This is a genomic window from Streptomyces sp. JHA26 (genome assembly GCF_002005565.1).
In the GTDB taxonomy this organism is placed as follows: domain Bacteria; phylum Actinomycetota; class Actinomycetes; order Streptomycetales; family Streptomycetaceae; genus Streptomyces.
On record NZ_BDJC01000019.1, the window covers coordinates 43,537 to 57,933 of the forward strand.

General features: G+C 74.2%; 11 protein-coding genes and 1 riboswitch. Of the genes, 2 read left to right on the forward strand and 9 right to left on the reverse strand.

Annotated elements, in window-relative coordinates; genetic code table 11:
• The first annotated feature begins 6 nt into the window (after nucleotides 1-6).
• Nucleotides 7-735, forward strand: a complete 729-nt coding sequence (locus tag JHAT_RS14330; RefSeq protein WP_077798606.1) for a ZIP family metal transporter — start codon at nucleotides 7-9, stop codon at nucleotides 733-735.
• An 11-nt stretch (nucleotides 736-746) separates the two neighbouring features.
• Here JHAT_RS14330 and cobI read toward each other — a convergent pair whose 3' ends face one another.
• The 9 genes from cobI to JHAT_RS14375 form a co-directional block, all read right to left on the reverse strand.
• On the reverse strand, nucleotides 747-1,478 hold the full coding sequence (gene cobI, locus JHAT_RS14335) for a precorrin-2 C(20)-methyltransferase (RefSeq protein ID WP_077798608.1): 732 nt from the start codon (nucleotides 1,476-1,478) through the stop codon (nucleotides 747-749).
• Nucleotides 1,475-2,857 carry a cobyrinate a,c-diamide synthase gene (locus tag JHAT_RS14340; protein WP_107481924.1) on the reverse strand — a complete coding sequence of 461 codons (1,383 nt, stop codon included), beginning with the start codon at nucleotides 2,855-2,857 and terminating at the stop codon, nucleotides 1,475-1,477. The genes cobI and JHAT_RS14340 overlap by 4 nt, the downstream gene beginning before the upstream one ends.
• Nucleotides 2,851-3,450, reverse strand: coding sequence for a cob(I)yrinic acid a,c-diamide adenosyltransferase (gene cobO / locus JHAT_RS14345; RefSeq protein WP_077798546.1), 600 nt, complete (start codon nucleotides 3,448-3,450; stop codon nucleotides 2,851-2,853). The genes JHAT_RS14340 and cobO overlap by 7 nt, the downstream gene beginning before the upstream one ends.
• A complete protein-coding gene (locus JHAT_RS14350; RefSeq protein WP_077798547.1) occupies nucleotides 3,450-5,462 on the reverse strand; it encodes a putative cobaltochelatase in 2,013 nt (670 codons plus the stop codon). The genes cobO and JHAT_RS14350 overlap by 1 nt, the downstream gene beginning before the upstream one ends.
• Nucleotides 5,459-9,112, reverse strand: a complete 3,654-nt coding sequence (gene cobN, locus JHAT_RS14355) for a cobaltochelatase subunit CobN (protein ID WP_077798548.1) — start codon at nucleotides 9,110-9,112, stop codon at nucleotides 5,459-5,461. The genes JHAT_RS14350 and cobN overlap by 4 nt, the downstream gene beginning before the upstream one ends.
• Nucleotides 9,109-10,617, reverse strand: coding sequence for a cobyric acid synthase (locus JHAT_RS14360; protein WP_077798549.1), 1,509 nt, complete (start codon nucleotides 10,615-10,617; stop codon nucleotides 9,109-9,111). The genes cobN and JHAT_RS14360 overlap by 4 nt, the downstream gene beginning before the upstream one ends.
• The gene (locus tag JHAT_RS14365; protein WP_077798550.1) at nucleotides 10,614-11,579 is read right to left on the reverse strand and encodes a cobalamin biosynthesis protein; all 966 of its coding nucleotides are present in this window, start codon (nucleotides 11,577-11,579) and stop codon (nucleotides 10,614-10,616) included. The genes JHAT_RS14360 and JHAT_RS14365 overlap by 4 nt, the downstream gene beginning before the upstream one ends.
• Nucleotides 11,580-11,692: 113 nt before the next feature.
• A riboswitch (cobalamin riboswitch) is annotated at nucleotides 11,693-11,843 on the reverse strand.
• A gap of 133 nt (nucleotides 11,844-11,976) precedes the next feature.
• Entirely contained in the window at nucleotides 11,977-12,198 is a 222-nt protein-coding gene (locus JHAT_RS14370) for a hypothetical protein (RefSeq protein ID WP_077798551.1), read from the reverse strand.
• Between the two features lie 34 nt (nucleotides 12,199-12,232).
• The gene (locus tag JHAT_RS14375) at nucleotides 12,233-13,486 is read right to left on the reverse strand and encodes an inorganic phosphate transporter (RefSeq protein ID WP_077798552.1); all 1,254 of its coding nucleotides are present in this window, start codon (nucleotides 13,484-13,486) and stop codon (nucleotides 12,233-12,235) included.
• Between the two features lie 236 nt (nucleotides 13,487-13,722).
• Between JHAT_RS14375 and JHAT_RS14380 the strand changes: the two genes are divergently transcribed.
• Nucleotides 13,723-14,394, forward strand: coding sequence for a class II aldolase/adducin family protein (locus JHAT_RS14380; protein WP_171990892.1), 672 nt, complete (start codon nucleotides 13,723-13,725; stop codon nucleotides 14,392-14,394).
• Nucleotides 14,395-14,397: the final 3 nt, after the last annotated feature.

Genomic DNA, 14,397 nt, shown 5'->3' on the forward strand with positions numbered 1-14,397 from the left:
GGGCCCATGGCGGTCCTCGTCGCGCTCGGCGCGTTCCTGATGACGCTGGCCGGCGGCTGGACGGCACAGCGCGTGACCGACCGGCGCCACCTGGTCCTGGGCCTGGCCGGCGGCCTGATGCTGGGCGTGGTCGGCCTCGACCTGCTGCCGGAGGCGCTGGAGGCGGCCGGCGACGAGGTGTTCGGCGTCCCGGCGGCACTGCTGCTGTTCGTCGCGGGATTCCTCCTCGCCCACCTGGTGGAACGCCTGCTGGCCGCCCGCCGCGCCGCGCACGGCGCCGACGAGCACGGTCACCGCACGCCCGAGGTGGGCCTGACGGCGGCCGCCGCGATGGTCGGGCACAGCGCGATGGACGGCGTGGCGATCGGCGCGGCCTTCCAGGTCGGCGGCGGCATGGGCGCGGCCGTCGCGATGGCCGTGGTCGCCCACGACTTCGCGGACGGCTTCAACACCTACACACTGACCAGCCTGTACGGGAACGCCCGCCGCCGGGCGCTCACCATGCTCGTCGCCGACGCCCTGGCCCCCGTCGTCGGCGCGGCGTCCACGCTCTTCCTCACGATCCCGGAGGGCGCCCTCGGCGCGTACCTCGGCCTCTTCGGCGGCGTACTGCTCTACCTCGCCGCCGCCGAGATCCTGCCCGAGGCCCACCACGAGCACCCCGCCCGCTCGACCCTGCTGTGCACGGTCGCCGGCGCGGCGTTCATCTGGCTGGTGGTGGGCCTCGCCGAGTGAGGTGCCGGCGCTCACAGCTTGCCGCCCCGGCCGTCCTCGCGCCGCGCCGGTGCGATGAGCGTCGACAGGTAGGGCAGCGGCGCCCCGTCCAGCTCGGCGGCCGGCCGCACCGACTCCTCCGGCAGCCCCAGCGCCGAACCCCACACCGCGTCGCCGAGCCGCCCGGTCTCCCGCAGCACCTCGGCGACCTCGGCCGCCTGCCGGCCGAACTTGTACGCGACGACCGTCCCCGGCCCGTTCAGCGCGTCCTTGAGCACGGCCGACCCGGCGGTCACCGGCACCAGCGTCAGCGGCTCCGTGCCCTCCGTCAGCACCGCACCCGAGCGGGCCGCGAGGTCCTGCATGGCGGTGATGCCCGGCACGGTCTCCACGACGGTGCCCGGCACCAGCTCGCCGACGGTCTGCGCGAGATACGTGAACGTGGAGTACACGTTGGGGTCGCCGATGGTCGCGAAGGCGACGGACCCGTGCTCCCGCAGCAGCCCGGCCACCCGCTCCCCGGCCGCGTCCCAGGCGGCCTCCCGGCGGGCCCGGTCGGTGCGCTCGTTCAGCGCGAACACGACCCGGACGACCTTCTCGGCACCCACGTAGTGCAGCACGGTCGCCTCGGCGCGGCCCCGCTCGCCCGTGTCCATCACGGGCACGACGACGACCTCGGCGGCCCGCAGCGCGTTGACCCCCTTGACGGTCACCAGCTCCGGGTCCCCGGGCCCGACCCCCACCCCGATCAGCCTGCTGCTCATGACGTCCGGCACCTCTCCACGAACCGACGGGCGACACCGGGCTCGGCCGCCCAGTGCGTGTGCAGATAGCTCGCGTGCACACCGCGCTCCACAAAACCCTCGACGCGCCGCTCGGGCGCCCGCATCCCCCACGCCGGCGCCGCCCCGGCCCCCGGCTCCACGACCGTCCGGTGGAACTCGTGCCCCCGCAGCCGCGTCCCCGCGGCGGCCAGCGCGCTGTCGCTCACGGCCACCGCGTCCCGGTAGCCCAGGGTGAGCCGCTCGGACATCCGCGCGGAGGCGTCCAGCACCCCGCACATCGGCAGCCCGTCCAGGTCCCGGCACAGGTACAGCAGCCCCGCGCACTCGGCGGCGACGGGAGCACCGCTGAGCGCCAGCTCGGCGACGGACTTCCGCAGCCCCTCGTTGGCGGACAGCTCGGAGGCGTAGACCTCGGGGAACCCGCCGCCGATGACGAGCCCCCGCGTGCCCTCGGGCAGCTCCTCGTCCCGCAGCGGGTCGAACGTGACGACCTCGGCCCCGGCGGCGGCGAGCAGCTCGGCGTGCTCGGCGTAGGAGAAGGTGAAGGCGGCCCCGCCGGCGACGGCGACTCCGACACCCCGGCCGGCCGCCCCCGGAGACGACGGGGGCGGGGACCCCACGGCCTCACCCGCGTCCCACACCCCGCAGGACAACGCACCGGCACCACGCGCCAGCCCGGCCAGCGCCTCCAGATCACACCCGGCGGCCACCTGTGCCGCCATCGCGGCGACGGCCTCCACCGCCGAGGTCCGCCGCTCGGCGACCGGCACCAACCCCAGGTGGCGCGACGGCACGTCCACCTGCGGCGCCCGCCGCAACACCCCCAGCACCGGCACCCCGACGGAGTCCACCGCCTCCCGCAGCAGCGCCTCGTGCCGGTCCGACCCGACCTTGTTGAGGATCACGCCCCCGATCCGCACCTCCGGATCGAAGGACACGAACCCGTGCACCAGCGCCGCCACCGACCGCGACTGCGACGACGCGTCCACGACCAGCACCACCGGCGCCCGCAGCAGCTTGGCCACCTGTGCGGTGGACGCCAGTTCCCCTTCCCCCGCCGCCCCGTCGTACAGCCCCATCACGCCCTCGACCACGGCGATGTCGCACCCGCGCGCCCCGTGCAGGAACAGCGGCCCGACCAGTTCGGGCCCGCACAGGTACGCGTCGAGGTTGCGCCCCGTCCGCCCGGTGGCGAGCGCGTGGTACCCGGGGTCGATGTAGTCGGGCCCGACCTTGTGCGGGGACACGGCGAGCCCCCGCGCGGCGAACGCGGCCATCAGCCCCGTGGCGACGGTGGTCTTGCCGCTGCCCGAGGAGGGCGCGGCGACGACCAGCCGGGGAACGGAGGAGGTCACCACTCGATGCCCCTCTGCCCCTTCTGCCCGGTGTCCATCGGGTGCTTCACCTTGGACATGTCGGTGACGAGGTCCGCGAACTCCACCAGCTTCTCCGGCGCGTTCCGCCCGGTGATCACGACATGCTGGGTCCCGGGCCGGTCGCGCAGCACGGACACGACCTCGTCGGTGTCGACCCACCCCCAGTGCATCGGGTAGGCGAACTCGTCCAGCACGTACAGCTTGTACGTCTCGGCGGCCAGGTCCCGCTTGACCTGCTCCCAGCCCTCGCGGGCCTTCTCCTCGTTGTCCAGCTGCGCGTCGCGCTGGACCCAGGACCAGCCCTCGCCCATCTTGTGCCAGTCGACGGACCCGCCCTCACCGCTGGCGCCGAGCACCCGCAGCGCGTTCTCCTCGCCGACCTTCCACTTCGCCGACTTGACGAACTGGAACACCCCGATCGGCCACCCCTGGTTCCAGGCGCGCAGCGCCAGCCCGAAGGCGGCGGTGGACTTGCCCTTCCCGACGCCCGTGTGCACGACGACCAGCGGACGGTTGCGCCGCTGACGGGTCGTCAGTCCGTCGTCCGGTACGACACTCGGCTTCCCCTGCGGCATTACGCGACCCTCCTGCTGCCCTGAACGTCCTTCACGAGCCCGGCGATCGAGTCCGCCCGCAGCTCGTCCAGCGTCACCGCCGTACCGCCCAGCTCGTCCGCGAGCCGCCCGGCGAGCCCCAGCCGCACCGGCCCGGACTCGCAGTCCACGACCACGGAGGCGGTGCCCTCGGCCGCGAACAGCCGCGCAGCACGCGAGGCCAGTGCCACGGGCTCGGGGCCCCCGGTGGCCCGGCCGTCGGTCACGACCACGACCAGCGCCCGCCGCGCCGGGTCCCGCAGCCGCTCCACCCGCAGCACCTCGTGCGCCTTGAGGAGCCCGGCCGCGAGCGGCGTACGGCCACCGGTCGGCAGCGACTCCAGCCGGGCGGCCGCCGCGTCCACCGACGAGGTCGGCGGCAGCGCCACGTCGGCGGCCGAACCCCGGAAGGTCACCAGCCCCACCTTGTCCCGCCGCTGGTAGGCGTCCAGCAGCAGCGACAGCACGGCACCCTTGACGGCACTCATCCGCTGCCGCGCGGCCATCGACCCGGAGGCGTCGACGACGAACAGCACGAGGTTGCCCTCACGCCCCTCGCGCGTCGCCTGCCGCAGATCGTCCCGGCGCACCACCAGCCCCGGCCCACTGCGGCCCCGCGCCCGCTGGTGCGGGGCGGCGGCCTGCACGGTGGCGGCCAGGTGCAGCTTGGTCAGGGACCCCTGCGGCCGCCGGGCGCCCGTGGTCCGCCCGTGCTCGGTCCGCGCCCGTGAACGCCGCCCGGCGGAACCCTCGCCCAGCCCCGGCACGCTCAGCACCTTGGTCCGGAACGGCTCGGCGGCCCGCGCCGGCTGCTGCTCCCCGGCACCGGAACCGGACGGCTGCGGCTCGCCGCCCTCCCCGGCCTCGGGCCGCGCGGCCGCGTCCCCGTCGCCCTGGGGCGCGTCATCGGGCTCGGGCTGTCCACCGGGCCCGCCGCCGGGACCCGGGTCGGGATCGTCGTCCCCGTTCCCGTCCTCGCCCTGCCCGCCGAACTCCTCCAGCGTCTCGTCGAGCTTGTCCTCGTCGAGGCCCGGCGCATCGAAAGGATTGCGTCGCCGCCGATGAGGCAGCGCCAGCAACGCGGCCTGCCGCACATCTTCGGCCAGTACGTCGGTCCGCCCGGCCCACGCCGCTAGCGCCGTCGCCGTCCGCGCCATCACGATGTCGGCCCGCATGCCGTCCACCTCGAAGGCGGCACAGGTCGCCGCGATCTGCCGCAGCGCCCCGTCGCCCAGGCGCACCGACGGCAGCAGCTCCCGCGCCGCCACGATCCGCGCCCGTACGGCGGCCTCCTCGTCGGCCCAGCGCGCGGCGAACCCGGCCGGGTCGTCGTCGTACGCCAGCCGGCGCCGCACGACCTCCACACGCTGGTCGGGCTCGCGCGAGGCGGCGACCTCGACGGTGAGGCCGAAGCGGTCGAGCAACTGCGGTCGCAGTTCCCCCTCTTCGGGGTTCATGGTGCCGACCAGCAGGAACTTCGAGGCATGCCGTACGGAGACGCCCTCGCGCTCGACGTACGACGCGCCCATCGCGGCGGCGTCCAGCAGGAGGTCCACGAGGTGGTCGTGCAGGAGGTTGACCTCGTCGACGTACAGGATCCCGCGGTGCGCGTCGGCCAGCAGTCCCGGCTCGAAGGCCTTCACGCCCTCCGCCAGCGCCCGCTCGATGTCGAGGGCGCCCACCAGCCGGTCCTCGGAGGCGCCGACGGGCAGCTCGACCATCCGCGCGGGGCGTGCGGCGGACGCGCCCGACTCGTGCGGCCCGTCCGGGCACGCGGGGTCGGGAGAGGCGGGGTCACACGAGAAGCGGCACCCGGAGACGACGGACACCTCCGGCATGAGCGCCGACAGCGCACGCACGGCCGTGCTCTTCGCGGTGCCCTTCTCACCACGGACCAGCACACCGCCGACCGCCGGGCTGACCGCGTTGAGGAGCAGAGCCAGGCGCAGGTCGTCCTGACCCACGACGGCCGTGAACGGGAACGGGGTACTCACTTGTCGTCGCCCTCCAAGTCGCCTTCGAGCTCGAGATAGGTGGCGCGCAGCCGCTCCAGCGTCCCCGCGTCCGGCTCCGCCCACAGCCCCCGGTCCGCCGCCTCCAGCAGCCGCTCCGTGATGCCGCGCAGGGCCCAGGGGTTGGACTTCTTCATGAAGTCGCGGTTCTCGGGCGAGAACACGTACTCGGCCGACAACTTCTCGTACATCCAGTCGTCCACCACCCCGGCCGTGGCGTCGTAGCCGAAGAGGTAGTCCACGGTGGCCGCCATCTCGAAGGCGCCCTTGTAGCCGTGGCGCCGCATGGCCGCCATCCAGCGGGGGTTGACCACCCGCGCCCGGAAGACTCGGTGCGTCTCCTCGCCCAGCGTCCGCGTCTTCACCTGGTCAGGGGTTGCGGAGTCACCGACGTAGGCCTCGGGGGAGTCCCCCGTCAGGTGCCGCACCATCGCCACCATGCCGCCGTGGTACTGGAAGTAGTCGTCGGCGTCGACAAGGTCGTGCTCGCGCGTGTCGACATTTTTCGCCGCCACCGCGATCCGCCGGAACGCCGTCTCCATGTCGCCGCGCGCCGCCCGCCCGTCGAGCCCGCGCCCGTAGGCGTAGCCGCCCCAGACCGCGTACACCTCGGCGAGGTCCGCGTCGGAGCGCCAGTTGCGGGCGTCGATCAGCGGGAGCAGACCGGCACCGTAGGCGCCCGGCTTGGAACCGAAGATGCGGGACGTGGCCCGGCGCCGGTCGCCGTGCTCGGCGGTGTCCTCGTCGGCGTGCGCCTTCACGAAGTTGGACTCGGCGGGCTCGTCCAGCTCCGCCACCGCCCGCACCGCGTCGTCGATCAGCCCGACGACGTGCGGGAACGCGTCCCGGAAGAACCCCGAGATGCGCACCGTCACGTCCACGCGCGGCCGGCCCAGCTCCTCCAGGGGCACCACCTCGAAGCCCGTCACCCGGCGCGAGGCGTCGTCCCACACCGGACGGCACCCCAGCAGCGCCAGGATCTCGGCGATGTCGTCGCCCTGGGTGCGCATCGCGGACGTGCCCCAGACCGTGAGGCCGACGGACTTCGGGTACGCGCCGGTGTCGGTCAGGTACCGCTGGATCAGCGAGTCCGCCAGGGACTGGCCGACCTCCCAGCTCAGCCGGGACGGGATCGCCTTGGGGTCGACGGAGTAGAAGTTCCGGCCGGTCGGCAGGACGTTGACCAGTCCGCGGGTCGGCGAGCCGGACGGACCGGCCGGGACGTAACCGCCGTCCAGGGCCCGCAGGATGTGTTCGATCTCGTCCGTGGTCCGGGCGAGGCGTGGTACGACCTCCGTGCAGGCGAACTCCAGCACCGCGACCGCGTCGGGGAGTTCGGTACCGAGCACGTCGCGCACCAGACCCGGCACGGCCGCCGTGTCCCACGCCTGCAGCTCCATGCCCTCCGCGATCCGCCGGCACAGCTGCTCGAGCAGGTCGATCGCGTCGGCGGCCGACCGCGCCGGGCCGTCCACCAGGTCCGTCAGCTCCACCGGCACCTTCACCGGCGCGCCCGGCTCGGCCAGCAGCTCCTTCTCCACCAGGCCGAAGTGCTCGGCCAGACAGGCCCGCAGCCCCGGCAGGGCGTTCGCCCGCCCGCCCCACACCTGCGAGGCGCGCAGCACCGCCAGGACCAGGTTGACGCGCGGCTCGCCGACCGGTCCGCCGCCCAGGACGTGCAGGCCGTCGCGGATCTGGACGTCCTTGATCTCGCACAGGTAGCCGTCGATGTGCATGACGAACTCGTCGAAGTCGTCGTCGTCCGGCTGGTCGTCGACGTGCAGGTCGTGGTGGAGCTCGGCGGCCTTGACCAGCGTCCAGATCTGCGCCCGGACCGCCGGTGCCTTCGTCGGGTCCAGGTCGGAGACGAGCGCGTACTCGTCGAGCAGCTGCTCCAGCTTGGCCAGGTCGCCGTAGGTGTCGGCGCGCGCCATGGGCGGGACGAGGTGGTCGACCACCGTGGCGTGCCCGCGCCGCTTGGCCTGGGTGCCCTCGCCGGGGTCGTTGACGATGAACGGGTAGATCAGCGGCAGGTCGCCGAGCACGGCGTCCGGCGCGCACCCGGCGCTCAGCCCGAGGCCCTTGCCGGGCAGCCACTCCATCGTGCCGTGCTTGCCCATGTGCACGATCGCGTCGGCGCCGAAACTGTGGTCCAGCCAGCGGTAGGCGGCCATGTAGTGGTGCGACGGCGGCATGTCCGGGTCGTGGTAGATCGCGATCGGGTTCTCCCCGAAGCCGCGCGGCGGCTGGATCATCACCACGACGTTCCCGAACTGCAGGGACGCCAGCACGATGTCGTCGCCGTCGACGTACAGCGAGCCCGGCGGCTCGCCCCACGCCTCGGTCATCGCCTCCCGCAGCTCCGGGTCCAGCTTCTCGAACCAGGCCCGGTAGTCGGCCAGCGGCACCCGCGCGGGCGCGGCGGCCAGCTGGTCCTCCGTCAGCCACTCGACGTCGTGCCCGCCCGCCTCGATGAGCCGGTGGATCAGCTCGTCGCCGCCGTCGGGGTACTCGGTCAGCGAGTAGCCCGCGTCGCGGAGCGCGTCCAGGACCCGCACGGCGGACGCCGGGGTGTCGAGCCCCACCGCGTTGCCGACGCGGGAGTGCTTGGTCGGGTACGCGGTGAAGACCAGCGCGAGCTTCTTGTCGGCGTTCGGCTTGTGCCCGAGCGCCGCGTGCCGGACGGCGATCCCGGCGACGCGCGCGGCCCGCTCGGGGTCGGCCACGTAGACCGGCACTTCGTCCGGCCCCTGCTCCTTGAAGGAGAACGGCACGGTGACCAGGCGCCCGTCGAACTCCGGGATGGCGACCTGCATCGCCGCGTCCATGGGGGAGAGGGCGGCGTCGGAGGCCTCCCAGGCGGCCCGGGAGGAGGTCAGGCAGAGGCCTTGCAGCACCGGCACGTTCAGATCGGCCAGCGCCCCGATGTCCCACGCCTCCTCGTCCCCGCCCGCCGAGGCCTGCGAGGCGTGCGTGCCGCCCGCCGCGAGGACGGTGGCGACCAGGGCGTCGGCCCGGCCCAGCAGCTCGTACAGCCCGGGGTCCGCGCCGCGCAGCGAACCGCAGTACACGGGCAGCGCGTTGGCGCCGCGCGCCTCGATCGCGTCGCACAGCGTGTCCACGAAGGCGGTGTTGCCGCTCAGCTGGTGGGCGCGGTAGAAGAGCACGCCGACCGTCGGGCGGCCGTCCTGGAACGTCCGTGAGCCGTGGACGCCGTACTCCGGCATCTTCCGGGGCTCGTCGAAGCCCTCGCCGGTCAGCAGCACCGTGTCCGACAGGAACCGGGCGAGCTGGGTGAGGTTGTCCGGGCCGCCCTCGACCAGGTAGCGCAGCGCCTCCGCGACCACCCCGGCCGGCACGGACGACTCGGCCATCAGCTCGGCGTCCGGCACGGACTCGCCGCCGAGCAGCACGGTCGGGACGCCGGACGCCTTCAGCGCGGCGAGCCCGTCCTCCCAGGCGCGCTTGCCGCCCAGCAGGCGGACGACGGCGACGTCGGCGCCCTCGACCAGCGACGGCAGTTCCTCCCGGACGTCGACCCGGGTCGGGTTGCCGATCCGGTAGGCGGCGTCCGACGCGCGGGCCGCCAGCAGGTCCGTGTCGGCGGTCGACAACAACAACACTGTGCTCATGCAGGCGCTCCCGGTGGGATGAAGGGCAGTCCTTGCGGCGCGCCGGACTCGATGAGCCGCCACAGCGCGTCCGTGTCCGCGTGCTGTTCGATCAGGTCGCCGAGCCGGTCGAGCTGCTCCTCGCGCAGCGCGGCGAACGAGGTGTCGGGGGCCGGCACGAAGCGGCGGCCCGCGGCGGCGGCCACCTCACGCAGGAACGCCCGCCGGAAGCCGTCCGACTCCAGCGAGCCGTGCCAGTGCGTGCCCCAGGTCTGTCCGACCCGGCAACCGTCCAGGAAGGGATCGCCCCCTACGACGTCGGCGACCCCGTGGTGGATCTCGTACCCCTCGACGCGCTCGCCGAGGGCCTCGCCGACGGGCCGGGTGAGGGTCTTCTCGCGGGCGAACCGCACCCGCACGGGCAGCAGCCCGAGCCCGTCCACGTGCCCGGCGCGCGACTCGACCTCGTCCTCGATGTGCTCGCCCAGGAGCTGGAAGCCGCCGCAGATCCCGAGCACGGGCCGCCGCTCGGCGACCCTCCGGGCGATCGCGTCCGCGAGCCCCCGCTCCCGCAGCCACTGAAGCGCCCGGACGGTACCGCGCGTCCCCGGCACGACCACGAGGTCGGCGTCGGCCAGCTCCTCCGGCCGGTCCACGAACCGCACCACGACACCCGGTTCGGCGGCCAGCGCGTCCACGTCCGTGAAGTTGGACATCAGCGGGACCGCGCAGACCGCGACCCGCAGCACGTCCTCGCCGACCGGCGGGGCGACGACCGACTCCCGCACCGTCCCGCGCAGCGAGACACGCAGTCCGTCCTCCTCGTCGATGCCGAGCCCGTGGCGGAAGGGCAGCACGCCGTACGTCCGCCGCCCGGTGAGGCCGTGCAGCATGTCGAGGCCCGGCTCCAGCAGGGACACGTCGCCGCGGAACTTGTTGACGAGGAACCCGGCGACCAGCGCCTGGTCCTCGGGCGACAGCAGCGCCACCGTGCCGAAGAAGGACGCGAAGACGCCCCCGCGGTCGATGTCGCCGACGACGAGGACCGGGAGCCCGGCGCCCCGGGCGATCCCCATGTTCACGATGTCGGTGCGGCGCAGGTTGATCTCGGCCGGGCTGCCGGCCCCCTCGCAGATCACCGCGTCGTACGTGCCCCGCAGCTCGGCCAGGCAGTCGAGCACCGTGCCGAGCAGCCGCTGCTGCCGGCCGCCGTGGTAGCCGCGGGCGCTCATCTCCCCGACCGGCTTGCCGAGCAGCACGACCTGGCTGCTCCGCTCGCCGCCCGGCTTGAGCAGCACCGGGTTCATCAGCGCGGTCGGCTCCACCCGGCACGCCTGCGCCTGCATGGCCTGGGCCCGCCCGATCTCGGCGCCCTCGAGGGTGACGAAGGAGTTGAGCGACATGTTCTGCGCCTTGAAGGGCGCCACCTTCACGCCCTGCCGCACCAGCCAGCGGCAGATCCCGGCGGTGACGACGCTCTTGCCGGCGTCGGAGGTGGTGCCGGCGACGAGGAGGCCACCGTTCATGACGTACGTCCCTTCCTGCCGATCCCGCGGACGAGCAGCCGCGCGCCCGCGCACACGCCCAGCGCCAGCCAGTTCACGCGCCGGGACAGCCGTACGGCCCGCTCGATGTCGCCGGATCCGGCCCGGACGGCGCGCCCCGCCGCCCCGTTGAGCACCGGCCGGTGCTCGACCCGGCCGCCGTAGGAGAGGGTCCCGCCGAGCCGCACGCCCAGGGCGCCCGCGAAGGACGCCTCCACCGGACCGGCGTTGGGGCTCGGGTGCCGTGCGGCGTCGGTGCGCCAGGCCCGTGCGGCGCCCCGGGGATCGTCGCCGGCCACGGTGGTCAGGACGGCGGTCAGACGGGCGCCCGGCCAGCCCGCGAGGTCGTCGAGCCGGGCCGAGGCCCAGCCGTACCGCCGGTACCTGGGCGACTTGTGGCCGACCATGGCGTCCAGGGTGTTCACGGCCCGGAAGCCGAGCAGCCCCGGCACTCCGGCGACGGCGCCCCACACCAGGGCGCCCACGACCGCGTCGGAGGTGTTCTCGGCGACGGACTCCACGACGGCCCGGGCGATCCCGTCGGCGTCCAGCGCCTGCGGGTCCCGCCCGCACAGGTGCGGCAGCCGGGCCCGGGCCGCCTCGACGTCGCCGGCGTCCAGGGCCCGTCCGATCGCGCGGGCCTCGCGGGCCAGCGAGGTCCCGCCGACGACGGCCCAGGTGGCGGCGCCGGTCAGGGCGACGGAGGCGGCGGGGGAGGGACGGACGGCGCGGGCGGCGGCGGCCCCGAGGGCGGCGGCGCCGCCGGCGCACACGGCGGTGTGCAGCGCGCCCCAGCCCCGGTGGTCACGCCACAGCACCCGTTCCACGGCACCGGCGGCACGGCCGAACGCGGCGACCGGGTGCCCGCGGCGCGGATCGCCGAGGAGGAGGTCACCGAGGAGGCCGGCGGCGGCGCCGTACGCGAAGACGCGTTCGGCGCGCACGGCTCAGCCGGCCGTGGAAGCCGTGGGAAGGGACAGCGGAGGTGTGTCGCTGGTGAGCCTGGAGCGGCAGCCGCGCATGGCGATATGTCCTCACTCAGGGTGTCCACGCCCTGGTTCGACGAAATCGGCGATGAGAGTTCCTGGCTCCCGGGGCCGTACTCGCGTACCTCCCCGGTGACAGTGGCGGGACCGCGCCGGACTTGCACCGGCTTCCTCTCCTGTCGCCGTCATGGCTCCGGCAGTCCACCACGGTCCGCGAACAGCCGTCAACTTGCCGTTGACCTGCGCCGGGGGAGTGTGCGAAGGCCCACACGCGGGTGGTGTGCGCCGGCGCGGGAAAGCACGGGGGCGCGGGACGGTGGAGTCCGTCCCGCGCCCCCGTGCTCTCCCGTGCAGGTCAGGCGACGATCAGGTAGATCCCGTACGCCACCGCCGCCGCGCAGGCCGCGAAGCAGGCGTAGGCGCCGGTGACCGCGAGCGCCGCGGAACCGCCCCGGGCGGCGGCCCGCTCCTGGCGGGACAGGCCGGCGATGCCGAGGGTGAACAGGGTCACCAGGGCCACGGTGGCCACGAGGCTGACCCCGAAGACGGAGCCGAGGGCTGCCCAGTCGATAGTCATGGCGGTTCTCTTCCTTCGTGTCCGGCGGGCGGGCTCAGACGGGGGTGGCGGCCGACGGGGCCTTGGTGCCGGAGGCGGCGGCCGGGGCCGCGACGGTGGCGGTGAGCTCCTCGCCCACGCCCGCCGGGGGCGGGGTCACGGCGGCGATCGCCGTGGTCACCACACCGGCCGGCTCGGACTCCGGCTCGTCGCCCGCGATGACGTTCGTGTGGTCGACGACCTCACGCCGGGAGATCCGCCAGATCGCGAAGCTGGAGGCGACCAGGAAGACCGCCACGAGCGCCGTGCCCCAGTCCCCGAAGCCGCAGACCCACTCGGCGAGCGCGCCGACCAGGGCCGCGGCCGGCAGGGTCAGGCCCCAGGCGACGAACATGCGGGTGGCCGTGGACCAGCGCACCACGCCGCCCTTGCGGCCGAGGCCCGCGCCCATGACCGCGCCGGAGACCGAGTGCGTGGTGGAGAGGGAGAAACCGAGGTGGGAGGAGGCCAGGATGACCGTGGCGGCGCTGGTCTGGGCGGCGAAGCCCTGCTGCGGCTGGAGGTCGGTCAGGCCCTTGCCCATGGTGCGGATGATGCGCCAGCCGCCGAGGTAGGTGCCGAGCGCGATGGCCAGGCCCGCGGACAGGACGACCCACACGGGCGGGTTCGAGCCGGGGGCGAGGGAGCCGCCGGCGATCAGGGCGAGGGTGATGATGCCCATCGTCTTCTGGGCGTCGTTGGTGCCGTGGGCGAGCGAGACCAGGCCGGCCGAGGCGATCTGCCCGGCCCGGTAGCCCTTCTCCGCGGCCCTGCCGTCGGCCTCGCGGCCGAGCGTGTACGTCAGCCGGGAGGCGAGCATCGCCGCGACGCCCGCGACGATCGGGGCGGCGACGGCCGGCAGCAGCACCTTGGTGACGAGCACGTCGCCGTGGACCGCCCCGACGCCCGCCGATGCGACGGCGGCGCCGATCAGACCGCCCATGAGGGCGTGCGAGGAACTGGACGGGAGCCCGACCAGCCAGGTCAGCAGGTTCCAGAGGATCGCGCCGACCAACGCGGCGAAGATGACCTCGGGACGGATGCCGGTCTCGTCGACGAGACCTTTGGAGATCGTGTTGGCGACCTCCACCGAGAGGAAGGCGCCGACAAGGTTCAGGGTGGCGGACATCGCCACCGCCACCTTGGGCTTGAGCGCACCGGTCGAAATGGTCGTCGCCATCGCGTTCGCGGTGTCGTGGAAACCGTTCGTGAAATCGAACGCGAGTGCGGTTACCACCACAATCGCGAGGATCAGCGAGAAGCTTTCCATTTACCCAGGCAATCGTTCGAGGTCATTGGCGCGTTGAACGTAGGTAACCAGAGTGAACGGAAGGTGAACTGGGCCGGGCTTCATCGTGACCGGAAACGGCGTGGTGACCTCCGCGAACGCCTGCGCTGCGTGCCCGCGCCGACGCTCTCCGGAGACGTGCCTGGCAGGATCGCCGCGAGGCGCCGACGCGCGGCGCGGCGAGGGGCGTGCGGGACGCCCGGCAGGAGGCGGGAACTGTGACGGAATCGCGGGGCGGACGGGTGTCCGCGGAGGAGTCCGAGGCCTGGGAGGCGCTCGTCGCGACGGCCCGGCGGACGGTGTCCGACGGGCTGGTGGTCGGCACCTCCGGCAACGTCTCGGTGCGAGTCGGCGACACGGTGCTGGTCACCCCTTCGGGCGTGCCCTACGACCGTCTGGCCCCCGGCGACGTGACCGGCGTCGGCCTCGACGGCCGGCAGGTGCTCGGCACGCTGGTCCCCACCAGCGAGCTGCCCATGCACCTCGCCGTGTACCGCACCACCGACGCCCGGGCCGTCGTCCACACCCACGCCGTGCACGCGACGGCGGTCTCGCTGCTCGTCCCCGAGCTCCCGCTCGTCCACTACATGGCCGCCGCGCTCGGCGGCCCGGTCAGGGTCGCGCCCTACGCGACCTACGGCACCGGCGAACTCGCCCGCGGCATGCTGGCCGCCCTCACCGACCGCACCGGCTGCCTCCTGCGCAACCACGGCACGATCACCTACGGCGCCACCCTCGACCAGGCCTACGACCGCACCGCCCAGCTGGAGTGGATGTGCCGCCTGTGGCTGACGGCCTCCTCGGTCCCGGGCCACACCCCGTCCCTGCTCACCCGGGCCCAGCTCGACGAGGTGGCGGAACGCCTGCACGGCTACGGCCAGCCGACCTGACGG